Origin of the sequence: Pseudomonas sp. PsB, assembly GCF_043658375.1 — a bacterium.
Lineage (GTDB): Bacteria > Pseudomonadota > Gammaproteobacteria > Pseudomonadales > Pseudomonadaceae > Aquipseudomonas > Aquipseudomonas putida_Z.
Genome location: NZ_JBIGLU010000001.1, coordinates 781,127 through 800,432 on the forward strand (window position 1 = coordinate 781,127; position 19,306 = coordinate 800,432).

Here is a 19,306-nt window from a genome sequence, read left to right on the forward strand (position 1 = left end):
CACATTTGTTGCGACGTGACCATGCCTGTCGGGCCATGGTTGCCCGCTTTGTTGGTTTGACGATATCTCCATGTTGGCGCGGCTGCCGCCCCGCATTTCTTCAGTCATGCGCCAAGACCGACAACCATGGCCTCACAGGCATGGTCACGTTGCAACAAATGTGGGAGCGGGCTTGTCCCGCGAAGCGCCGCGCGAGCGGCGCTCGATTGGCGCACCACCGCAAACACAAAGCCAGGCACTTGGCGACCCATCCCCAACCGTCGCCCACCCCACCAATCCCCACGAATCCAGTCGGATTTGGTCAAAATTTGTGCTATCCTCCGCGCCCGCGATTTCCCTGCACACCAGAACCGGTCACTGACATGCAAGCAGCCAAACCACTCTACGACTATCCCAAGTACTGGGCCGAATGCTTCGGGCCAGCACCTTTCCTGCCGATGAGCAGGGAGGAGATGGATCTGCTCGGCTGGGATTCCTGCGACATCATCATCGTGACCGGTGATGCCTACGTCGACCACCCGTCGTTCGGCATGGCCATCATCGGCCGCCTGCTGGAGGCCCAGGGCTTCCGCGTGGGCATCATCGCCCAGCCGAACTGGCAGTCGAAAGACGACTTCATGAAGCTCGGCGAGCCGAACCTGTTCTTCGGCGTGGCCGCGGGCAACATGGACTCGATGATCAACCGCTACACCGCGGACAAGAAGATCCGTTCCGACGACGCCTACACCCCTGGTGGCCTGGCCGGCAGCCGTCCGGACCGCGCCAGCCTGGTGTACAGCCAGCGCTGCAAGGAAGCCTACAAGCATGTGCCGATCGTGCTCGGCGGCATCGAGGCCTCGCTGCGCCGCATCGCCCACTACGACTACTGGCAGGACAAGGTCCGCCACTCGATCCTGATCGACGCCAGCGCCGACATACTGCTGTTCGGCAACGCCGAGCGCGCGGTGGTCGAGGTGGCCCAGCGCCTGTCCAACGGCGAGAAGATCGAGACCATCACCGATGTGCGCGGCACTGCTTTCGTGCGTCGTGACACGCCTCAGGGCTGGTACGAGATCGATTCGACCCGCATCGACCGCCCGGGCCGCGTCGACAAGATCATCAACCCGTACGTGAATACCCAGGACACCCAGGCCTGTGCCATCGAGCAGGCCAAGGGCGACCAGGAGGACCCGAACGAAGCCAAGGTCGTGCAGATTCTCGACAGCCCGAGCATGACCCGGGAAAAGTCGGTGATCCGCCTGCCGTCGTTCGAGAAGGTGCGTAACGACCCGGTACTCTATGCCCATGCCAACCGGGTGCTGCACCTGGAGACCAACCCGGGCAACGCCCGCGCCCTGGTGCAGAAGCATGGCGAAGTGGATGTGTGGTTCAACCCGCCACCCATCCCCATGAGCACCGAGGAAATGGACTACGTGTTCGGCATGCCCTATGCCCGTGTGCCGCACCCGGCCTACGGCAAGGAGCGCATCCCGGCCTACGAGATGATCCGTTTCTCGGTGAACATCATGCGTGGCTGCTTCGGTGGCTGCACCTTCTGCTCGATCACCGAGCACGAAGGCCGCATCATCCAGAACCGCTCGCACGAGTCGATCCTGCACGAAATCGAAGAGATGCGTGACAAGGTGCCGGGCTTCACCGGCGTGGTCTCCGACCTTGGCGGCCCGACTGCCAACATGTACCGCATCGCTTGCAAGAGCCATGACATCGAGAAGCACTGCCGCAAGCCGTCGTGCGTATTCCCGGGCATCTGCGAAAACCTCAACACCGACCACAGCTCGCTGATCGAGCTGTACCGCAAGGCTCGTGCCCTGCCGGGTGTGAAGAAGATCCTGATTGCCTCTGGCCTGCGTTATGACCTGGCGGTGGAGTCGCCGGAGTACGTCAAGGAACTGGTCACCCACCATGTCGGCGGTTACCTGAAGATTGCCCCGGAGCACACCGAGCGTGGCCCGCTGGACAAGATGATGAAGCCGGGCATCGGCACCTATGACCGCTTCAAGCGCATGTTCGAGAAGTTCTCGAAAGAGGCGGGCAAGGAGCAGTACCTGATCCCGTACTTCATCGCCGCGCACCCGGGCACCACCGACGAAGACATGATGAACCTGGCCCTGTGGCTGAAGGGCAACGGCTTCCGTGCCGACCAGGTGCAGGCGTTCTACCCGTCGCCGATGGCCTCGGCCACTGCCATGTACCACTCGGGCAAGAACCCGCTGCGCAAGGTGACCTACAAGAGCGAAGGTGTGGATATCGTCAAGAGCGAGGAGCAGCGCCGCCTGCACAAGGCGTTCTTGCGTTACCACGACCCGAAGGGCTGGCCGATGCTGCGTGAGGCGTTGCAGCGCATGGGCCGCGCCGACCTGATCGGGCCGGGCAAGCACCAGCTGATCCCGCTGCACCAGCCGCAGACCGATACCTACCAGAGTGCACGCCGCAAGAACTCGACCCCTGCGGGTAGCCACAAAGTGGGCAAGGAGCAGAAGGTTCTTACCCAGCACACCGGCCTGCCGCCGCGTGGCAGTGATGGCAGCAAACCGTGGGACAAGCGTGAAAAAGCCAAGGCCGAAGCGTTTGCGCGTAACCAGCAGGCGGCCAAGGAGCGCAAGGAAGCGGCCAAGGGTGGCAAGGGCAACAAGAAGCCGCGTCAGCCGGTGATCCCGCGTTAACTGGGCGATTCTTGGGGCTGCTTTGCAGCCCATCGCGACACAAGGCCGCTCCTACAATGACCGTGCAAACCCGCCAATTCCGGGGGGCTCACGGTCGGTGTAGGAGCGGCCTTGTGTCGCGATGGACCGCAAAGCGGTCCCAAAAATCTCAGCTTCAGTCAGGCTTCTTGTCGACCCACTTCGGCGCCACCGGCGCAACAAAGCTGTCCATCCCGTCCAGCAGCTCATCAGGCTGCTGCCCCAGCAGCAACATAGCCCGATGCTGCGGCCGCACGAAGCCTTCTTCGACGATATGGTCGAGGAACCCGCCCAACTTCTCGTAGAAGCCGTTCACATCCAGCAGCCCCAGCGGCTTGGCGTGATAGCCCAATTGGCCCCAGGTCCATACCTCGAACAACTCCTCCAGCGTACCCAGCCCACCGGGCAGGGCGATGAAGGCATCGCTCAGCTCGGCCATGCGTGCCTTGCGCGCGTGCATGCCGTCGACCACTTCCAGGCGGCTGAGGCCCTTGTGGCCGATTTCGGCATTCATCAGGCTCTCGGGGATGATCCCGATCACTTCGCCACCGGCCGCCATGGCCGCGTCGGCGACGGTGCCCATCAGGCCGACCGCGCCACCGCCATAGACCAGGGTCAGGCCGCGACGGGCAATCGCCTGGCCCAGCGCGATGGCTGCTTTACGGTAGGCGGGGTTGGCACCAATGCTGGCGCCGCAGAACACACAAACGGAACGTACGGGCATTGCTCATCTCCAGTCACTCAGGCTGACAGGGTAAGGCCCATGTCCTACAGTTCCAAGGCTGGTTTCACTCCGGTCGGGAGAATTCGCAGATGGCGCCGGTCGCTCCATGGGCGTAGGCCGCCAGCAGGCTGTTCATCAGGCTACCAAGGGTCATTTCGTATTGCTCCTAAATGAGAGGTTGTCCCATCGTCCAATAAAAGGGCATGATGTGCCCTTAGATTGGTTGTATACAATCCATTGAACAATTCTACTGGCTGGCCTCTTGACAGCCCCTTGACCCATATCAGCAAGGGGCTGAACGGTTTCAGGCAGTCTCGCAATTGATAAAACCCTGCCAAGGAGATTCATGATGTTTGCGAAAGCTGTAGCGGTATCCCTGCTGACCCTCGCCAGCGCCTCTGTCTTCGCAGCCGAGTGCTCGGTGACTGTCGACTCCACCGACCAGATGTCCTACAACACCAAGGAAATCACCGTCGACAAGAGCTGCAAGGAATTCACCGTCAAACTGACCCACTCCGGCAACCTGCCGAAGAACGTCATGGGCCATAACCTGGTGATCAGCAAGACTGCCGACATGCAGGGCATTGCCACCGAAGGCATGAGCCAGGGTCTGGAAAAGGACTACATCAAAGCTGACAACGCCGCGATCATCGCTCACACCAAGATGATTGGTGCTCCTGAGAAGGAGACCGAGGTGAAGTTCGACGCTACCAAGCTGGAAGCCGGTGGCGACTACAGCTTCTTCTGCACCTTCCCGGGCCACATCTCGATGATGAAGGGCAAGGTCGTCGTCAAGTAATCAAAGGCTGACGGTGAATCCTGTGGGAGCGGGTTCGGCGCCCCGATGAACCCGCTCCCACAGGTCTTTCTACAGCCTGATCAAGGGGCGAACGGCAGTTCGCGCTTGTGCTGGGTCTTGCGGTAGGTGGCGACGATGATATCGAACGCTTCCTGGTCAACCGGCTGCCCATGCAGGAAGGCATCGATCTGCTGGTAGGTCACGCCATGGGAGGCTTCGTCCGGCTTGCCCGGCGCCAGGTCTTCCAGGTCCGCAGTCGGCACCTTCTCCACCAGTGACTCCGGCGCACCGAAGCTGCGCGCAATCGCCCGCACCTGGTTCTTCACCAGCCCGCTCAGCGGCGCCAGGTCGCAGGCACCATCACCGAACTTGGTAAAGAACCCCATCACCTTCCTCCCCCCGAAATAGTGCCCAATCCAGCGCAGTGACTGAGTGAGTGACTATTTTTGCTCTTGTGCAGAATCTGTATCTGCACAGTCTGGGGATTCTGGACTGCGCCCTCTCCCAGACCTTCTTCCGATTTCGCTAGATGGGGCTGAGCTTGGTTAGGGCATAATGTCCTAGTTCGCAAGATGCCCGCGACCCTCCGGGTAGTCCTGACCCAGGTTCAATGAGCCGTAATGGCTAGCAGTAATCCGATAGCCCCGCGCTCAGCATGGAGCTTCAGATGGTGCTTCCTTGATCGCAGATGTCAGGACAGTGTTGCATCTTGCCGATCTCGATCTAGGCATTTCTGGAGGAACCATGGAGCAACGTTTGAGAGTGGTAATGGCCCAGCTGAACATCCGCGTCGGGGATGTATACGGCAACGTTGAGAAGGTCATCGAAGCCGCTCATAAGGCCCGCGACGACCTCAAAGCCCAGGTCATCGTTTTCCCAGAGCTGACCCTTTGCGGTTACCCACCAGAGGATCTGCTCCTTCGCTCCAGCATGCAGAGCCGGATCGAAAAAGCCCTGCAGCATATCAAGGACGCTGTCCAAGGCATCGTCACTGTAATCGGCTTCCCTTGGGTCGAGGATGGAGCGCGCTACAACAGCTGCGCCGTGATTTCGGACGGCAAGGAGCTCGCCCGCTATAACAAGCAGCGCCTGCCTAACTATCGTGTTTTCGATGAGAAGCGGTACTTTGAGCCGGGCAGCGGCCCATGCGTAGTTAACCTCTTCGGCGTACCGGTCGGTATCACTATCTGTGAGGACATCTGGTTCTCCGAGCCGCTCAAGCAGGCTTGTGATGCCGGTGCCCAGATCATGCTGACCCTGAATGCCTCGCCGTTCCATCGTGGAAAGCAGGCTGAACGTGAAGAGCTATTGGCGACGCGTGCCAGCGAATGCTCAATCCCCATGGTCTACGTGAACCAGGTTGGTGGCCAAGACGAACTGGTGTTCGACGGCAACAGCTTCGTAGTGGATGGCGACGGAAAGGTTACTCAGCGCGCCCCTGCTTTCGAGGAGGGGCTCTTCGTCTCGGAGTTTGAGATCAAGGAAGGCGTTTTGGTGCCCGTTCCGGCTCAGACCACCGAGCTTCTCAGCATTGAGGCCAGCGTCTACCAGGCACTGGTAGCTGGCGTTAAGGACTATGTGCAGCGCAACGGGTTCAAAGGTGTTGTGCTAGGCCTTTCGGGTGGCATCGACTCGGCGTTGGTGCTCGCTGTTGCTGTGGATGCCTTGGGTGCAGAAAACGTTGAAGCTGTGATGATGCCGTATCACTACACGGCCCAGATGAGCCAGGACGACGCGAAAGAGGAAGCCGACATCTTGGGTGTGAAGTACAGCGTCCTGCCCATCGCATCCATGGTAGAAGCCTTCCTGACCACGCTTGCGCCAATGTTCGAAGGTTTGGGCAAAGACACCACCGAGGAAAACCTCCAGGCCCGGTGTCGCGGCACCATGCTCATGGCCATTTCCAACAAGAAGCGGTATCTCGTTCTCACGACCGGCAACAAGAGTGAGATGGCGGTCGGCTATGCGACCTTGTATGGTGATATGGCGGGTGGCTACGACGTCTTGAAGGACGTACCGAAGACCTTGGTATTCCGCCTCTGCGAATACCGCAACACCCTGGGCTACGTAATTCCGCAGCGCGTCATTGATCGTCCACCATCTGCAGAGCTTGCTCCTGACCAGAAGGACGAAGATTCCTTGCCTCCATACCCTGTCCTTGATGAGATCCTTCGCTTGTACATCGAGCAGGACTTGTCTGCCGATGCCATTACCGAGAAGGGCTTCGATCAGGAGGTTGTGAGGAAGGTAATTCGCTTGGTCGACCTGAACGAATACAAGCGGCGCCAGGCCGCTGTGGGCCCTCGTGTCACCGAGCGCGGCTTCGGTCGTGACCGGCGTTACCCTATCACTTCTGGCTGGAGTATCGGTGATTAATAGCTGAGGCAGCTGATCTATGTACAAGGGGCGCTATTGCGTCCCTTTTCTATAAAGGATGGTCTCGCTAAAGTTTGAAAAATTTTTCTTCTTTGGTCAGTTCGAGAATGGTATTGGCTTCAAGGAACTTTTTATCAAAGCCACCAAGTTTGTCGTTTAAAATTGCTGCGATAGTTTGTATTTTCTTTTCGTTGGCAAAATCAAATAATTTTATTAGCTTGTCTTCGTCTACAACTTCAAGATAGTCTTGGGCGGTAAAAGCAGGAAGCCTGGATTTGAATTTATTCACGAAGTACACATAGGACATGTCGAAAGCCATTGCTGCGGCCCTCGGAACTCCGTCGCCAGTGTTCAGTTCTTCGTTTGTAATCTTGAAATCTGCCTTGCCATCTCGGCCTGCAGAAACTGTCAGTTCGTTGTGATGAGTTACGAATAATCTTTTAGTGATGTCGACATATGCTTCATTGAAGACTTTAAGCTTGGAGTTTAAGTCAGAGTAGTGCACTGCAATACTCCGCTTTACGCCGTCAACTGTAGTGAGTAGATCTTTGATTCGCTTGTTGGACACCTCTACCTCGCTTATGACGTAAGCAAGCCTGCCTCGAGCCTCCCGTAAATCCTGCATTTGCTTTTCGACCAGGATCAGTCCGCTGACATGGCTGTCTCTGGAAAGATCTTTCACCTTACTCTGTTCATCTGATATGAGTCGTGCCAAACTCATTCTCAGAGTGTCAAGTTCATCCGCTGTCTCAGCCGACATTTCTTCGACGTATGCGGCCTTGCGGCTCATTATCGAATTATGGAATTCAATAGTTTCTTCAAGTGTCTTGCTGAGGTTTGGAACTAGCGACTTGGCCTCATTGTAGAGAGAGGTAATTTCCCCTACGTTTAGCTCCACCAAGTTATTTTTGTATCGTTCGATTGTTTTGTTATTATAATAAAGTTTTGTTTCAAGCTTGACGATACGAGAAGTCAATGCTGCCACGCTTCTTCGGGATTCCCGGAGTTCTGCGATGGCATAACTTTGAGATTCAAATATGTCGTACTCATCTTCTTTGATTTGAAGTTCAGAAATCTTCAGGTCGATTAGTTGGATTTCTTCCTGGCGATTCGCCAAAGGGAGGCCGCCGAGAAGTGTTCGGATACGATTATCTTCTAGTTGTATTTGCTGCTCAATTAGGTTGATCTGGCGAACGGAATCAATGAATTCAAAGTCAAACAGATATGCATAAATCAGGTCGTAATCATTGTCGCTAGTGTACGTGTGTAGGTACGCAAGCGTGTTGTTGCTTGTGGTTCTGTTCGTTCGGAAGAACTTGCTTCGTATTGAGTTGAAGCTAGGCTGCTCTCGTGTATATCCAAATATACGAGGGAGTTCGCGAGTGAAGCCAGCATTGCTCTTGTAGACGACGCCATCAATGGTGCTAATGATTTTGATGCTCTCACGTAGGGATCCCATTTTTCTTGAGAGCACACGCGTGATTTGGTGATTAATGGAGGCGACTCTTAGAGTTAACTCAAACTTAACGTCGCCTTTGGTAAGATAGTCTTTAACCTTTTCGTTGACCTTGTTGTTGTCAGGATCTTTCCAAAGAGGCTCAGACTTTCCGCCCAAGCAGAATGCTAGTGCACGAAGTGATGTGCTTTTACCAATCTGGTTCCCAGTTTCGCCCAGGTTGGTAATAATGTTAATTCCGTCCTTGAATTGGATGGTACGTATTTCTTCGCTTCCATCAAATACAGATAATTTAATCAGTTGCATAAAGAAATATCACCTTGCTTCGTTAGCTCTACACATCCAGTGATGTAGAGCCAGTCGAGCGCGTACAGAATGTAAGCAAAAGAAACACGCTCAAATCTATCTTGATATTTTTCGAAAAGTGCTAGTGGGCTCATGGAGCCAAATTCGCTAGACTTTAAGACCATCAGTAAGCGTCCACCGACTATGTAAAGGCTTTTAAGCGGTGAGCTTGTATTCTGAATGATCATGCAGGAGGCTCCAATATCTTACAGTGAATGAAGCCATAGCAAACTATTAACTGTCCGGCCCATTCTATAAGCTCAGATTCAACGCCTTGAAAGACAGTGTTAGTTCCAACTATAAGCTCGGAGACCTTCTTTACAAGCTCATCCGATCCCAGCCGTATTACATTCAGCTTTTGCTCAGGGGAAGCTGGTCGCTCAGCCTGCCTCATGAACAATTCTCGCCTGGCGGTTTTATACTTCTGATTTATAGCGTAAAGAAATCTTTTCTGTGCGCCAGGATCTTCGTCATCGATAGTTGAGATAAGGCTTTCAATGAGATCCATGTAGCCGACATTGTCAATGATTAACTCCGAATACACCGAGACCCTGTTGTACTCAATTTTTTCATCGACCTCAGGGTAATCTATCTCGACGTCTGGGATCTCATCATACGGGGTATGAGTCGACACAATTTTCATTAGTAACGGATTGAGCAGAGATGAGATGGCCGCAGAAGTTGCGGCTATCGTGACAGGCCCACTGCCGGTGCTGACTACTGTTAACCCGCCGTTCGATGCCGTAGCTTCAATATCTGGCGTTAATAGGCTCATTTTTTATGTACAGTAACATTGCCGCGACCCGTGGAGACAACCGTAGTTGAGCTATGATCTGAGGTAGCGGAAATCGTCGGTTTTCTGCTGAATGCCTGCAAAATGATCAGCAAGAAAAAGCAAAATACAGTAGCTGCAAGGGAGTACAGGAACAGCTTGTAGATGGATTCGCTTGGGAGGCCCTTGAGCAAGTCAGACTTAAACCAACCGGCGTGCATCGAGTAGAACATCGCAGCTCCCACTGCAGCAAAGCCGCCTCCAGCGGTGGCGATTACCTTCAAGAAGCCGAACATTCCTTTCTCCATGGTGGTCGGTCACTCGGCAGTGAGTGCCAGCAACGTGATATTACAGATTTCGCTTACCGCTCCACAAGGGCGCTCCCGCCCCGAACCCTCGGCATAGGCAGGATCCTGCAGCCTTTGAGACCAGGGTCTGCGTGCGCGGATATCCGGCCTTGGAACCCTCCTGAGGGCTGCGTTCGAGGTTCAGCAGAGCACGGGGCGGCTTGAGTCAAGGGCAGCCGTTCGCTTTACCAGGGAAGCTACAGAGGGCAGCTACCGGCAGGAGAGGTGGGGCTCAGCACATCGCGCTGCTGACATGCTGGAGCACCTGGCCTATAGCTTTTTCGGCGAGATCACTAAAAGCCGAGCGCAATCGTCTACAGCAGCTACACTGCATTGTTAGATTCACATTACATTGCAACTGGGTGACGTAAACCAATTACCATTAAGGGGTGTAGTATGCGCGAGTGTCTCGTTAATAAAATGATTGCCCACCTCAAGTTTGAGATCAATTACTTGCAGGCTGAGGCATTGTCGGCTAGCTCAGATCGCGACGAAGAGCGGTGCCGTGAAGCTCTGCGCCTCCAAAGCAACGCCATCGAATATTTGTTCAGAGCAGTCGATGCTAAACGCAAAATTGCATTGCAGCGTTGAATCAGTAGGGCCTTAGCATTTTGCGGCCATCCTTGTTGAGGCGTAGGATATTATTGGCTACGAAAAAATTCGTAAGCACTGCGGACAGGTACTTCCAGTTCTCGGCGACGTCTCCCCGAAAGAAACCTGCGTTGTGCATTCGCCATTCAGCATGGGTGCGGACGGCTCCAATGAAGTCGGCAGAATTAGTAACGCCAAGGTGGATATCACCCAAGTCTACGCCTGGGTTTTGATAAAGTAGGCCTTGTGCTATGGCAATGATGAGTGGGGCATCTATCTCCGCCTGCACTGTAGGAAGCGGCGCAAGGTATTCAGTAAGCAACCTACCTAGACAATCGAAAGACGACTTACTGAGTAGGTGCGTTATAGAGTCGAAATCTACATACACAAAACCGTTCGAATCCGAGGTTGGGAAAAGCGATTGGTAATGCAGGAAGCGGCATTTGGCAGGCTCTCGCTCTTGATATTTTTCATTGCATTCAGCTTGAGACATGTTTAAAACTAAGTTGGCTTGCTTTTCGTCCAGAAAACCCACAATAACAAAGTCTTGAAGTAGCTGCCAAGTTAAGGGCTTTGTATCATCTTCAGTGAGTTGTAGTACTTTATATAGAAAGCCTCTAAATCCTGCATAGTCGTCAAGGCACATAGTATGTGGGTGGAAGCCGGTAAGGGTCATATATGCATCGAACATTTGCAAGACTTGAAGCATGCTTCGTTTAATATCGATATCATCGGAATGGCGAAGAATGGGAAGATTTTCCGCTACCTCGGTTTGAATGCTGAAAAAACCCCGTAGTTGAATTCCGCCCAGAGTCAACATGGTTGCTACCTGTGGTTTAGGTAAAAACCTCAGTGTAGGTCGGCAGTCGGTGTAGTGCGAATGCCGGATCTTGAATGTTAAAAATCAACGTCTCTCGTAATGTCCGCTTTTGGGAACATTATGAGGATAAAAGGGCTTTGATGTTCCCAAATGGGGGCATTATATCGAGCATTCCTTTTTTGCTTTTCACCTTCGGGTGGGGCTGTCGTGAACCGACCTCTTATCAGAGCCAGGTTGCGGCCCGAGCGCTTCCATCCTCAGCGTCTGGCTCTGCGTGCTCGGCTTGCGATTCTGATATGAGCCATCAACCTGAATGGTCGAGCGGCTCTTAGGCATTCACAAAGCCTTAGCACCGAAGCCACCAGTAGTCTTCGAGCTCGCGGAGGGCGAAGACCTACCCTTCTAGGAAGGGCTGAATCGTGGGCACAAAAAATCGTGTTGAGGAGCGGCTTCTTTGAAGATGTGAGATTCGCAGGAGCCGGCATTAGCCGTGTTTGCTACAGCTAGCTCCTGAAAGGCATCTACACTCGATTTTCCAGCCGGTGACCGAGATCAGAACGATGCCCACCCTTCCTCCGCTCGGGGCCAGTGAAGAAGAATGGCGCGCCTTTGCCGAAGAACGCTGTGAGGAGCTCAAGCCTCATGTAGCGGAGTTCATCCTGGAGCGGTTCACGTATAAGCCCAGGTATGTCCAACAGCGGGTCTGGCGAACCTTCGCGACCGTGTCAGCCCTGAGCACGCAGTTCGACATCTACATCCGCATGTTTGTGAAGCCAAATGACTACTGGCCAAGGGAGTGCCTTGTCCTGGCTCGGATCGGCTTCACGAAGGAACGTGCTGGACATGGTCGAGCGCTAGTGCAGCGCCTGGTGGAGCTGGCTCCAACATTCGGCTATCGCTACCTCGCTATCGAGTCAGCCAATGCCAACGCATCAGCTTTCGCCGAGAGGCTGGGCTTCAGCCCTCGCGACAATGGCCGTCACTGGATAGGTATGGTCGACGCCGTGCAGGAAGCCTTGAATCGCTGATAGGTGGGACGTGGTCGGGCCAGCGGCTCAATGGTCTTTTTCAGTCAACTGCCCAAAGGCCCGCAGCTGGTAATCCGTCACTACTTGAAAACCATGCTCTGCCAGCATCCTGAGAAGCTCCAGCTCAGCCCCCACGACTCCGTCAGCCTGGGCCTGGTGATACCGCTTCAGTGCCTCGATGGCCTGGCTGTACAGAGGGTCATCAGGCAGCAACACTTTGCTGAGATCTTTCTTCATTACCCTCTCCAATTTTGCCGGGACGATCCCGCTTTCTCGGGTGTGCGGTTCGCGAGCTCAATCAGGTGGGCGTGATGCTCCCGGACAACCTTGTCCAACGTCTCCTGGTTTAGAAACCGTGGGCGTTGACGAACCATCTTGCGTTCGTAGGAGTTCGAAGCAGTCTTCGTTGGCTCTGGGCAGCTTTGTCGAGTCATTCCGAAGGATCTCAGGCAGATTGGTTGAGGCTAGGATACATCGACATCCCTTCACCATGGCTATCCCGCACTGTTCAGTGCCAGCATTGTGCGATCCAGAATCCGTAACCAGGGAAAGATAGTCGATGAAGAATGTGAGGATGGTACGCCACGGCGAGAGTGCTGCGAACGCAGGCCGGCCCACCAAGGATCACGCGAGTATCCCCCTCACAGCAAAAGGGCTGGAGCAAGCCCATATGGTCGCCCGGTCTTTCACGAACGCCCCAGGCCTAATCGTTGCTTCGCCGTTCCTTCGCGCCCAGGCAACCGCGCAGGTGACGGCAGCCCGATACCCTGCTGTCGCTTTCGAAACCTGGCCGATTCAGGAATACACGTACCTAGCGCCGGCACGTTGTGTTGATACAACCCTGGCGCAACGGCGTGGTTGGGTTGAGGCGTACTGGCAAAGAGCAGACCCCGCCTACCGTGATGGTGAGGGCGCAGAGTCGTTCCAGGAACTGGTAGGTAGAGCGCGGTCATTCCTTCACCGACTTGGTAAACATCCAGCTACTGACATAGCCGTGTTTTCGCATGGTCAGCTCATCAACACGGTGGCTTGGCTACTCGAGCATGAGCCACAGGAAATTGATGGCCTGGCGATGCAGGACTGGCGAGAGTATGAGATCGCCAATCACATTGAAAATGGTCAGGGCTTTTTCATTGCCTGGGAGTCGGGCAAATGGGGAACTGGCCAACGAAAGGGCTCCTCCTAAAGCGTTCTGCGTGTCGAGCGTCCACCAAACACGTAGAACGATGCCTATCAGTTGCAGGATGCACCAACCTTCGTGTTGAATTGCTTCACATCAACGACCTCGTCCTCGCACTTACCGTCGGTGATGCTTCCCCATCCGTTCTCGGAGGCCTGCTGCAATAGCAGTTCTTCGATGACAGAGTTTACCTCTGAGCACATCACAATTACAGGATGTTTTGAATGACAGACCAATCGATTTTGAACGAAAGTTTCTTCGAGCAAGGCTTTATATCCAGAAACATTGATGAAACAATCGCACGCATAACTTCAGAAAACGAAGAGTGGTTTACACTGCTGAGGGATATAAATAAACTTCTGCAGGCAGCTGTAGTGTCTGGCTTTGAAAAGCATCACGGTAGAACCATGGACTTAGAAGTTCTAGCCATGTTTTCGGCTTTGCGGTCTTTAAGTAATTTTCAATCGGTTTTCATAAACCTCGAGCGAGGTATGATTGTTGAAGCCAGGATTTTGATACGATGCCTTTTTGAAAATGCATTTTGCGTGGGTGCGTTAGCAGAAAGTCCTGAGAAATTTATCCCCTTGCTCCATAAAGATAACGTTGCTGCCAAGCGCGGCCAAGCCAAAGCCTTGAAGCAAGGTAACTACTCTCTAGATCAAGACGTTGCTGCGGCCATGGACGAGATCTTGGCTGGCGATAAAGGCCGCCACTTGAACTGGCAAGAAGTTGCAGAGATGTCTTCGCTTGGGCATCAATACTTATTTTATAAGCATCTTTCTGATGATGCGATGCATTATTCAGCTTCTTCGCTTAAGCGCTACATTGTGTCAAATAAGGAAACTAATAGCTGGAGCGGCTACAAATTTGGGCCAGGCAAGAAAGCGGAAGTCGCTCTGTCGGCTAACCTGGCTGCATCAGCAGCTTTAGGTATCCTGATTGGATTTCTTCAGGCGACCAAAGATTCTTCCCGCGACAAAGAGGCGAATGAGCTTCTGGATAGATTCGGATCACTCAGCTCCTTAAAGCCAGAGTGATCGATTTTCTATTTTTCTGGTTCTGGTTCTGGTTCTGGTTCTGGTTCGTAGGATGTTACGAATACCTTGATGCCTGATTCATTCCTCAAGACGGTGCCTCCATCTCTAAAGATCAGGGCATCGTCAATTTTTTCCAGCAGTTCTTCCTGCTTGTTTTGATTTGATTTATAAATTGTCCGCACCGATTTCCTATATGTGCCATCATATATATCACACATCAACGTTAAGTGCTCGCGCAATGCGTCTATTAAATCAACCTCTGTATGCTCCAAGGTTGTGTTGTTATAGTAGTCGCATCGCATTCCTGATAAAGTAATACGAACCGGAACGAAGCTTTCAGTTTGACCAGACTCTCTATTTGAATAGTCGACGCTGTGCGCTCCAAGTTTGTTTCTAGCCTCTCGCACCTTCAAGGCTGCAACCCTTCCTTCCAACTCTCGGATGTTAGGCACATTCGCGATTCTGTGGAGATTAAGCAAAGCTTGCTGCTGTATATATGTTGCATTCAATACACCATAAAGCCTGATGTATTTTTCGCCGAAATCATCATATTTTGTCGGCCCATCAACGCCATACTTACAGAAGTGCTCAATCCCTAGCAGGCTGTCATTTATTATATCCATGGATGAGCATATAAATCCCCAGTCTTCCGGTTTTGTAAGCTTTAGTGACGACTGGATAAAATCTACAAAGTCGCCACGTGCTGGCGTATGCCGCATTGCCTTTTCATTGATTAGCTCACGATACTCGTCGTTGTAGTGATGCAGGGCTTTAAAAAGCGGTTCAAGCATTTTTGTGCTCCATTTTATAAAAGGGTCAGATTACACTACGTTTCAGGGGCGACCAACATAATTACCAACCGTCGAAGGAGAGTGCATTGATTGAGCCGAAGCTATAGGAGCTAGTTTTTATGCGATGGGTTGGCAACCAGGCTGTTTTCCAGGAGCAAAAGACACGTCACGATGAGTCCATTCCTCTACCTGAAAGCTGCCAAGGCGTGATCGCCAAGTATGCGCGGGCCAGTAAGCTCTCCGAAGGAGACCTACTCTTCCACTCTCACAAAGATCGAAAGCGCCCTATGCCACCGACAGCTCTGAGCTGAATGCTGACCGCCTTGGCCCACAAAGCAGACGTCAAGCTTGAGCGTGTAACGGCTACCCAGATTCGACACACCGTGTTCAAGATTGGCATTCCGAGATGACAGGACATCGTTCACGTACCACCGCGTTGGACTACATAGTCAAGGATGGGGACAGGATCAAGCCGACTGAAAAGAGCCGCGCGCCTAGAGGTGAATCCATCTATCAGTGGACTGACTGCCCAAGCGTGCCGGCCTTGTGCAATTGGTAGTCGATGACGGTCTGGTACAGGTGATCAGCCTCCAGGCGGAGCCTTTCTACCTCGTCGGCTGGTTTCCCCTCGTCCACGGCTTGGTGATGGGCACGTATCGCTTGGAGAGTTTGCTGCAATAGCAGCTCTCCTGCCTCAGCCATTCCCAAGATCGTCCTCTTCACTTCGAGCCCTGCCGGCTCGCACGGTGTGCTTCCAAGTGCGCCATTTCAGCGCCCCAGGTCAGAACGAATTTCTCGAAATCGTGGAAGTACGGCCCTGCAGCCACGCGGGTAGAGCCAATGCTCGCAGCCGCAAATCGCTGCCGCCAAGGCTCGGGAATGCTGTCTTCAATAACCAGGCGAACGCCGTTATGGGACTGCGTTGTGATGGAATCGACGAGCTCCTGGCTCGAGAGCTCATTACCGCTCATTAATGCCTTCAGGGCCTGGTCAACCTCATCGATCTCCAACAGCGGGAGTTCAGCGCGAGAGTCTCCAGGCTGCAGATCAGCAAGCGCCCACAAGGCTCTGCGCTTCGCGATTTCCAGGCTGCGCAGCTGGTGATGAGTCACCACGTCTCGCCCCTCCTTCTGTTATCAAAAACATCTCACGCGGCCATCTGACCTTTCCGAATAGGCGTGGTAGCTAGAGCTCGATCATCTTGCTCTCGATCTCCTGCCAGAAGTGTTCGGGCATGTTGTTGCCGATGTTGAAATCCACTGGTACGCCGATCAGTACCTGGAGCTCATCTTCAAGGTCGGCGATGTCGAAAAGCGAGATTGTGCCGGTCTTGCTGGAGGGAATGGTGGCGAGGATGTCGAGGTCGCTACCTTCTTGATCATCACCTCGCACAGTCGAGCCAAACAGCTGTGGGGATACGAAGCCGTAGGATTCGACCAGGCGCTTTATGGCTCCTTCTTTGCCACGGATCGCATCGCTAGGCTTCATGGGGTTTACTGGCCTTCGAGCGCGCCTCAAGCTGAAGTTCTTCACTCAGCTTTTGCAGATGAAGCTGATGCTCGCGAGCAACGCTATCAAGCGTTTCCTGATTCAAGAATACAGGGCGACGGCGAGCCATCTTTTGATCATAAGCGTCAGGAGAAGCTTTTTCCGGATCGGTTCGAGCACAACGAGTCACCTTGTCCACCTATCGGTTTGTCAGCTGTTGTCACAAGTGGATTGTAGGAGGCAAAGTGCAAGTTTTGCACCTTGCATGTTGGCGACCGATCTCCAAGGCCGGTTGCTAATGGCCTTTCGCTGCCGGCCCGCCAAGGGCTTGGAGCTGGTAATCAGTGACGGCTTGAAAGCGATGTTCGGCCATCAGCTTGAGGCGCTCCAGCTCCGCTCCAACTACCCCTTCAGCCTGGGCTTGGTGGTACAGCTTCAGCGCTTCCACAGCCTCGCTGTACAGGGGGTGGTCAGGCATGAGCACCTTGCTCAGATCTCTTTTCACGATCACTCCCTTTCGCCATAGCTAGCCGCCATAGTCGCCTCCATGGCTACATCGTTCAAGGTCGGTGATGTTAGCTCTCCGGCTCGTTGATCAAAGGCAGCTCGCTCGGGCCTTGACCTGCTAGTTCTTCGACTTCGGCTGCATCACGAATCCTCTATGTGATGCCATGTGCAGGCCGGTCTCGTATCGATGTTTCAGTTTCGTCGAGCAACACAAGTCCCTTATCAGCCCTCGGCGCAGAACGCAGGCCGGCGAATCCTTCAAGCGCTAACGCCGCGCATCTTCCCACCTGAAACTTGGCCAGCTTCTCCCTGATAGCCATTGACTCAATGAGCTTACCGCTCAGCCGAAAAAACCAAAGACAGCAAGTCGAGCGCCAAAAAACGCTTGAAAACGACAATCTTGCGGGGTTAGTCTGCGGAAACCGGAAAACAATAGCCCAACGGGAGTCAAAAAATGAAGATCAGTCTGTTGCAAGAAGGCGAAACCATCCAAGGCGTCAGCGTTCCGCAGCGTTATCAGGAAATGATCGCCGAAGCCTGTCTCGCTGATAAGCTCGGTTTCTACGCCTGGGGCACCTCTGAGCAGCACTTCAACCCACCGAAATTTACTGTCTCCGCGCCTGAGGTGCTGTACGCAGCTATCGCCGCACAGACCAAGGACATCAAATTGCGCACCATGTGTGCAGTGATGCTGCAGTGGAACCACCCAATCCTCGTCGCTGAACGAACCTCGACCTTGGACATTGTCTCCAATGGCCGAGCAGAAATCGCCACTGCGCGTTCGAACAACCTGGTGACTCTCGAAGCCTTCGGCGTCGACCCGAGCACTACTCGTGCGCAGTGGGAAGATGGTATGGAAGTGCTCATCAAAGCCTTCGCAGACGAAACGCTGCAGCATGAAGGCCCAATCTGGAGTATTCCACCCCGCACCATTGTTCCACGCCCGGTTCAGACCCCGCATCCACCAATCTACGTATCGGCCTCCAGCGTGCAGACGCATAGCAATGCCGGCGAGCGTGGGATTGGCGTGCTCAGTTTCGAAAACTACTTCGGCTTCGATTACCTCCAAGAGTGCATCGACGCCTATCGTGCGGGCCTAGCCACGCACAAGAGCTCCGTACCGCGCCGTACCGAGCAAGCAGGCCTCTACGTCGCCACTGCGTTCTGCGATACCACTCGAGCTCGAGCAATTGATATCGCTCGCGACGTCACCACCAGCTACTTCAAATTCATCATCGACCTCTACGCCCCGCTCGGCAAAAAAGGGTCGTATGAGTATCTGGATGGTCGAATGCTTCGCCTGCTCGATCACGAGGGCGACATGGACTTCCTCGTTTCGGAAACACCGTCCGTGATGGTCGGCGATCCAGACGACTTCATTAAGCGCATTCGCAAGCTACAGCAGATGGGCATCGACGAGATCCTGCTCCGAATCGATGGTATCCCTCACGAAGACATCATGCGCTCCATCGAGCTGATCGGTCGTGAAGTTATGCCTGTCATCAATGGGGGTGCCAAATGAGCCAGGTGCAGATGAAAGCGCCTCTCGAGGCGCCAGAGATCGACGTGCAGATCTTCAAAGAGGCTATGGCCGACTTCCCAGCAGCAGTCACGATCATCACTACCTGGGACAATGAGGGCCGCCCTGTTGGGGCGACTCTCTCGGCGGTCTCATCCCTGTCGGCGTCTCCTCCCATGATGCTGGCCTGCTTTGATCGCAAATCCAAAACCCTCGAATGCCTCACTCAGGGCAAGCCTTTCCTGATCCATGTGCTTGGTGAAGGCCAAGAACATTTGGCGATGCTGTTCGCAGGAAAGTGCGCCGACAAGTTTGAGGGCATCGAGTGGAAGCGCGGAAAGCTCGGCCTTCCCACGATTTGTAATGCAGCATGCGCTCTGGCCTGTGAGGTAGCAGAGGTTCTGCCGGGTGGCGACCACCTCATCGTAACCGGGCATATCCGCCACATCGACCACAACAACCAGCAGACACCGCTTCTCTACCATCGCAGGAAAATGTTCGCCGTACCCGCTGCTGGAGCGCCTGTATGAAGCAGGTGGTGGTGGTTTACGGAACTCCTGCGGATACCCAAGCGTTCGAACGTCACTACCGGGAAGTGCATGTGCCGCTCGTGAAGCAAATGCCGAACCTCGCGAAGTTCGAAGCCAGCATTACCAGCACTGCAACCGCCCAAAAAGACTGGCATGCGATTGCGGTACTGAGTTTCCGTAATCAGGAAGAAATGGACGCATCGCTGAGCTCCCATGCTGGTGTTGCAGCCGTGGAGGACGTATCGAACTTCGCCAGCGGTGGCTGCCAGATCTACACCTGCGAATTCGAAAGCTTTTAAGAATAACTAGAGCGAG

At 54.0% G+C, this 19,306-nt stretch carries 22 protein-coding genes and 1 pseudogene; 10 read left to right on the forward strand and 13 right to left on the reverse strand.

Features of this window, described 5'->3' with window-relative positions; genetic code table 11:
• The first annotated feature begins 362 nt into the window (after nucleotides 1-362).
• Entirely contained in the window at nucleotides 363-2,663 is a 2,301-nt protein-coding gene (locus tag ACGLHT_RS03545) for a YgiQ family radical SAM protein (RefSeq protein WP_025340820.1), read from the forward strand.
• A gap of 154 nt (nucleotides 2,664-2,817) precedes the next feature.
• Here ACGLHT_RS03545 and ACGLHT_RS03550 read toward each other — a convergent pair whose 3' ends face one another.
• Entirely contained in the window at nucleotides 2,818-3,405 is a 588-nt protein-coding gene (locus ACGLHT_RS03550) for a TIGR00730 family Rossman fold protein (protein WP_137162504.1), read from the reverse strand.
• 349 nt (nucleotides 3,406-3,754) lie between these two features.
• On the opposite strand from ACGLHT_RS03550, the gene azu reads away from it, so the two are divergent.
• Nucleotides 3,755-4,204 (forward strand): azurin, encoded by a 450-nt coding sequence (gene azu / locus ACGLHT_RS03555; protein ID WP_015271990.1) that lies wholly within the window; start codon nucleotides 3,755-3,757, stop codon nucleotides 4,202-4,204.
• Nucleotides 4,205-4,284: 80 nt separating this feature from the next.
• On the opposite strand, the pseudogene nadE reads toward azu, so the two are convergent.
• Nucleotides 4,285-4,596: pseudogene (gene nadE, locus ACGLHT_RS03560) on the reverse strand (NAD(+) synthase); the annotation flags it as partial.
• 352 nt (nucleotides 4,597-4,948) lie between these two features.
• On the opposite strand from nadE, the gene ACGLHT_RS03565 reads away from it, so the two are divergent.
• The gene (locus ACGLHT_RS03565; RefSeq protein ID WP_054572150.1) at nucleotides 4,949-6,580 is read left to right on the forward strand and encodes an NAD+ synthase; all 1,632 of its coding nucleotides are present in this window, start codon (nucleotides 4,949-4,951) and stop codon (nucleotides 6,578-6,580) included.
• 67 nt (nucleotides 6,581-6,647) lie between these two features.
• On the opposite strand, the gene ACGLHT_RS03570 is transcribed toward ACGLHT_RS03565, so the two are convergent.
• Genes ACGLHT_RS03570 through ACGLHT_RS03585 form a run of 4 tightly spaced genes read right to left on the reverse strand, consistent with a single transcriptional unit; the run spans nucleotide 6,648 to nucleotide 9,449 of the window.
• Entirely contained in the window at nucleotides 6,648-8,342 is a 1,695-nt protein-coding gene (locus ACGLHT_RS03570) for a DUF2326 domain-containing protein (RefSeq protein ID WP_061202558.1), read from the reverse strand.
• Complete coding sequence (locus tag ACGLHT_RS03575) at nucleotides 8,333-8,569, reverse strand: ABC-three component system middle component 6 (RefSeq protein ID WP_063977307.1); 237 nt, start codon at nucleotides 8,567-8,569, stop codon at nucleotides 8,333-8,335. Before ACGLHT_RS03575 ends, ACGLHT_RS03570 begins: the two co-directional genes overlap by 10 nt.
• Nucleotides 8,566-9,156 (reverse strand): hypothetical protein, encoded by a 591-nt coding sequence (locus ACGLHT_RS03580; RefSeq protein WP_063977308.1) that lies wholly within the window; start codon nucleotides 9,154-9,156, stop codon nucleotides 8,566-8,568. The genes ACGLHT_RS03575 and ACGLHT_RS03580 overlap by 4 nt, the downstream gene beginning before the upstream one ends.
• Complete coding sequence (locus tag ACGLHT_RS03585) at nucleotides 9,153-9,449, reverse strand: hypothetical protein (RefSeq protein ID WP_054572147.1); 297 nt, start codon at nucleotides 9,447-9,449, stop codon at nucleotides 9,153-9,155. The genes ACGLHT_RS03580 and ACGLHT_RS03585 overlap by 4 nt, the downstream gene beginning before the upstream one ends.
• Nucleotides 9,450-9,896: 447 nt before the next feature.
• Here ACGLHT_RS03585 and ACGLHT_RS03590 point away from each other — a divergent pair, with 447 nt between their 5' ends.
• On the forward strand, nucleotides 9,897-10,091 hold the full coding sequence (locus tag ACGLHT_RS03590) for a hypothetical protein (RefSeq protein ID WP_054572146.1): 195 nt from the start codon (nucleotides 9,897-9,899) through the stop codon (nucleotides 10,089-10,091).
• A gap of 1 nt (nucleotide 10,092) precedes the next feature.
• Here the strand turns inward: ACGLHT_RS03590 and ACGLHT_RS03595 are convergent, their stop codons facing one another.
• The gene (locus ACGLHT_RS03595) at nucleotides 10,093-10,911 is read right to left on the reverse strand and encodes a hypothetical protein (RefSeq protein WP_054572145.1); all 819 of its coding nucleotides are present in this window, start codon (nucleotides 10,909-10,911) and stop codon (nucleotides 10,093-10,095) included.
• 560 nt (nucleotides 10,912-11,471) lie between these two features.
• Here ACGLHT_RS03595 and ACGLHT_RS03600 point away from each other — a divergent pair.
• Nucleotides 11,472-11,939: a GNAT family N-acetyltransferase gene (locus ACGLHT_RS03600; protein ID WP_125920375.1), complete on the forward strand. Its 468-nt coding sequence runs from the start codon at nucleotides 11,472-11,474 to the stop codon at nucleotides 11,937-11,939.
• 27 nt (nucleotides 11,940-11,966) lie between these two features.
• On the opposite strand, the gene ACGLHT_RS03605 is transcribed toward ACGLHT_RS03600, so the two are convergent.
• The gene (locus ACGLHT_RS03605) at nucleotides 11,967-12,176 is read right to left on the reverse strand and encodes a hypothetical protein (RefSeq protein ID WP_054572143.1); all 210 of its coding nucleotides are present in this window, start codon (nucleotides 12,174-12,176) and stop codon (nucleotides 11,967-11,969) included.
• A gap of 322 nt (nucleotides 12,177-12,498) precedes the next feature.
• Between ACGLHT_RS03605 and ACGLHT_RS03610 the strand changes: the two genes are divergently transcribed.
• Both ACGLHT_RS03610 and ACGLHT_RS03615 read left to right on the forward strand, forming a co-directional pair.
• The gene (locus ACGLHT_RS03610) at nucleotides 12,499-13,125 is read left to right on the forward strand and encodes a histidine phosphatase family protein (protein WP_054572142.1); all 627 of its coding nucleotides are present in this window, start codon (nucleotides 12,499-12,501) and stop codon (nucleotides 13,123-13,125) included.
• Nucleotides 13,126-13,343: 218 nt separating this feature from the next.
• Nucleotides 13,344-14,156, forward strand: a complete 813-nt coding sequence (locus ACGLHT_RS03615; protein WP_061202557.1) for a DUF5677 domain-containing protein — start codon at nucleotides 13,344-13,346, stop codon at nucleotides 14,154-14,156.
• A gap of 8 nt (nucleotides 14,157-14,164) precedes the next feature.
• Here ACGLHT_RS03615 and ACGLHT_RS03620 read toward each other — a convergent pair whose 3' ends face one another.
• From ACGLHT_RS03620 to ACGLHT_RS03640, 5 genes are all read right to left on the reverse strand, one after another.
• Nucleotides 14,165-14,947 carry a hypothetical protein gene (locus ACGLHT_RS03620; protein WP_054572140.1) on the reverse strand — a complete coding sequence of 261 codons (783 nt, stop codon included), beginning with the start codon at nucleotides 14,945-14,947 and terminating at the stop codon, nucleotides 14,165-14,167.
• Between the two features lie 719 nt (nucleotides 14,948-15,666).
• Nucleotides 15,667-16,062 carry a hypothetical protein gene (locus tag ACGLHT_RS03625; protein WP_054572138.1) on the reverse strand — a complete coding sequence of 132 codons (396 nt, stop codon included), beginning with the start codon at nucleotides 16,060-16,062 and terminating at the stop codon, nucleotides 15,667-15,669.
• A gap of 70 nt (nucleotides 16,063-16,132) precedes the next feature.
• The gene (locus ACGLHT_RS03630) at nucleotides 16,133-16,435 is read right to left on the reverse strand and encodes a nucleotidyltransferase family protein (RefSeq protein ID WP_054572137.1); all 303 of its coding nucleotides are present in this window, start codon (nucleotides 16,433-16,435) and stop codon (nucleotides 16,133-16,135) included.
• On the reverse strand, nucleotides 16,425-16,634 hold the full coding sequence (locus ACGLHT_RS03635; protein WP_131812214.1) for a hypothetical protein: 210 nt from the start codon (nucleotides 16,632-16,634) through the stop codon (nucleotides 16,425-16,427). Before ACGLHT_RS03635 ends, ACGLHT_RS03630 begins: the two co-directional genes overlap by 11 nt.
• A 96-nt stretch (nucleotides 16,635-16,730) precedes the next feature.
• Nucleotides 16,731-16,940: a hypothetical protein gene (locus ACGLHT_RS03640; protein WP_075047053.1), complete on the reverse strand. Its 210-nt coding sequence runs from the start codon at nucleotides 16,938-16,940 to the stop codon at nucleotides 16,731-16,733.
• A gap of 456 nt (nucleotides 16,941-17,396) precedes the next feature.
• Between ACGLHT_RS03640 and ACGLHT_RS03645 the strand changes: the two genes are divergently transcribed.
• The 3 genes from ACGLHT_RS03645 to ACGLHT_RS03655 are packed head-to-tail and all read left to right on the forward strand — an operon-like array spanning nucleotide 17,397 to nucleotide 19,290.
• Nucleotides 17,397-18,464: an LLM class flavin-dependent oxidoreductase gene (locus tag ACGLHT_RS03645; RefSeq protein WP_054572135.1), complete on the forward strand. Its 1,068-nt coding sequence runs from the start codon at nucleotides 17,397-17,399 to the stop codon at nucleotides 18,462-18,464.
• On the forward strand, nucleotides 18,461-18,991 hold the full coding sequence (locus ACGLHT_RS03650; RefSeq protein ID WP_054572134.1) for a flavin reductase family protein: 531 nt from the start codon (nucleotides 18,461-18,463) through the stop codon (nucleotides 18,989-18,991). The genes ACGLHT_RS03645 and ACGLHT_RS03650 overlap by 4 nt, the downstream gene beginning before the upstream one ends.
• Entirely contained in the window at nucleotides 18,988-19,290 is a 303-nt protein-coding gene (locus ACGLHT_RS03655) for an EthD family reductase (RefSeq protein ID WP_054572133.1), read from the forward strand. Before ACGLHT_RS03650 ends, ACGLHT_RS03655 begins: the two co-directional genes overlap by 4 nt.
• The last annotated feature ends 16 nt before the right edge of the window (nucleotides 19,291-19,306 follow it).

Coding starts and splice junctions, on each gene's coding strand:
- ACGLHT_RS03545 (WP_025340820.1), top strand. CDS start 363: ATGCAAGCAGCCAAACCACTCTACGACTATCCCAAGTACTGGGCCGAA.
- ACGLHT_RS03550 (WP_137162504.1), bottom strand. CDS start 3,405: ATGCCCGTACGTTCCGTTTGTGTGTTCTGCGGCGCCAGCATTGGTGCC.
- azu (WP_015271990.1), top strand. CDS start 3,755: ATGTTTGCGAAAGCTGTAGCGGTATCCCTGCTGACCCTCGCCAGCGCC.
- ACGLHT_RS03565 (WP_054572150.1), top strand. CDS start 4,949: ATGGAGCAACGTTTGAGAGTGGTAATGGCCCAGCTGAACATCCGCGTC.
- ACGLHT_RS03570 (WP_061202558.1), bottom strand. CDS start 8,342: ATGCAACTGATTAAATTATCTGTATTTGATGGAAGCGAAGAAATACGT.
- ACGLHT_RS03575 (WP_063977307.1), bottom strand. CDS start 8,569: ATGATCATTCAGAATACAAGCTCACCGCTTAAAAGCCTTTACATAGTC.
- ACGLHT_RS03580 (WP_063977308.1), bottom strand. CDS start 9,156: ATGAGCCTATTAACGCCAGATATTGAAGCTACGGCATCGAACGGCGGG.
- ACGLHT_RS03585 (WP_054572147.1), bottom strand. CDS start 9,449: ATGTTCGGCTTCTTGAAGGTAATCGCCACCGCTGGAGGCGGCTTTGCT.
- ACGLHT_RS03590 (WP_054572146.1), top strand. CDS start 9,897: ATGCGCGAGTGTCTCGTTAATAAAATGATTGCCCACCTCAAGTTTGAG.
- ACGLHT_RS03595 (WP_054572145.1), bottom strand. CDS start 10,911: ATGTTGACTCTGGGCGGAATTCAACTACGGGGTTTTTTCAGCATTCAA.
- ACGLHT_RS03600 (WP_125920375.1), top strand. CDS start 11,472: ATGCCCACCCTTCCTCCGCTCGGGGCCAGTGAAGAAGAATGGCGCGCC.
- ACGLHT_RS03605 (WP_054572143.1), bottom strand. CDS start 12,176: ATGAAGAAAGATCTCAGCAAAGTGTTGCTGCCTGATGACCCTCTGTAC.
- ACGLHT_RS03610 (WP_054572142.1), top strand. CDS start 12,499: ATGAAGAATGTGAGGATGGTACGCCACGGCGAGAGTGCTGCGAACGCA.
- ACGLHT_RS03615 (WP_061202557.1), top strand. CDS start 13,344: ATGACAGACCAATCGATTTTGAACGAAAGTTTCTTCGAGCAAGGCTTT.
- ACGLHT_RS03620 (WP_054572140.1), bottom strand. CDS start 14,947: ATGCTTGAACCGCTTTTTAAAGCCCTGCATCACTACAACGACGAGTAT.
- ACGLHT_RS03630 (WP_054572137.1), bottom strand. CDS start 16,435: ATGAAGCCTAGCGATGCGATCCGTGGCAAAGAAGGAGCCATAAAGCGC.
- ACGLHT_RS03645 (WP_054572135.1), top strand. CDS start 17,397: ATGAAGATCAGTCTGTTGCAAGAAGGCGAAACCATCCAAGGCGTCAGC.
- ACGLHT_RS03650 (WP_054572134.1), top strand. CDS start 18,461: ATGAGCCAGGTGCAGATGAAAGCGCCTCTCGAGGCGCCAGAGATCGAC.
- ACGLHT_RS03655 (WP_054572133.1), top strand. CDS start 18,988: ATGAAGCAGGTGGTGGTGGTTTACGGAACTCCTGCGGATACCCAAGCG.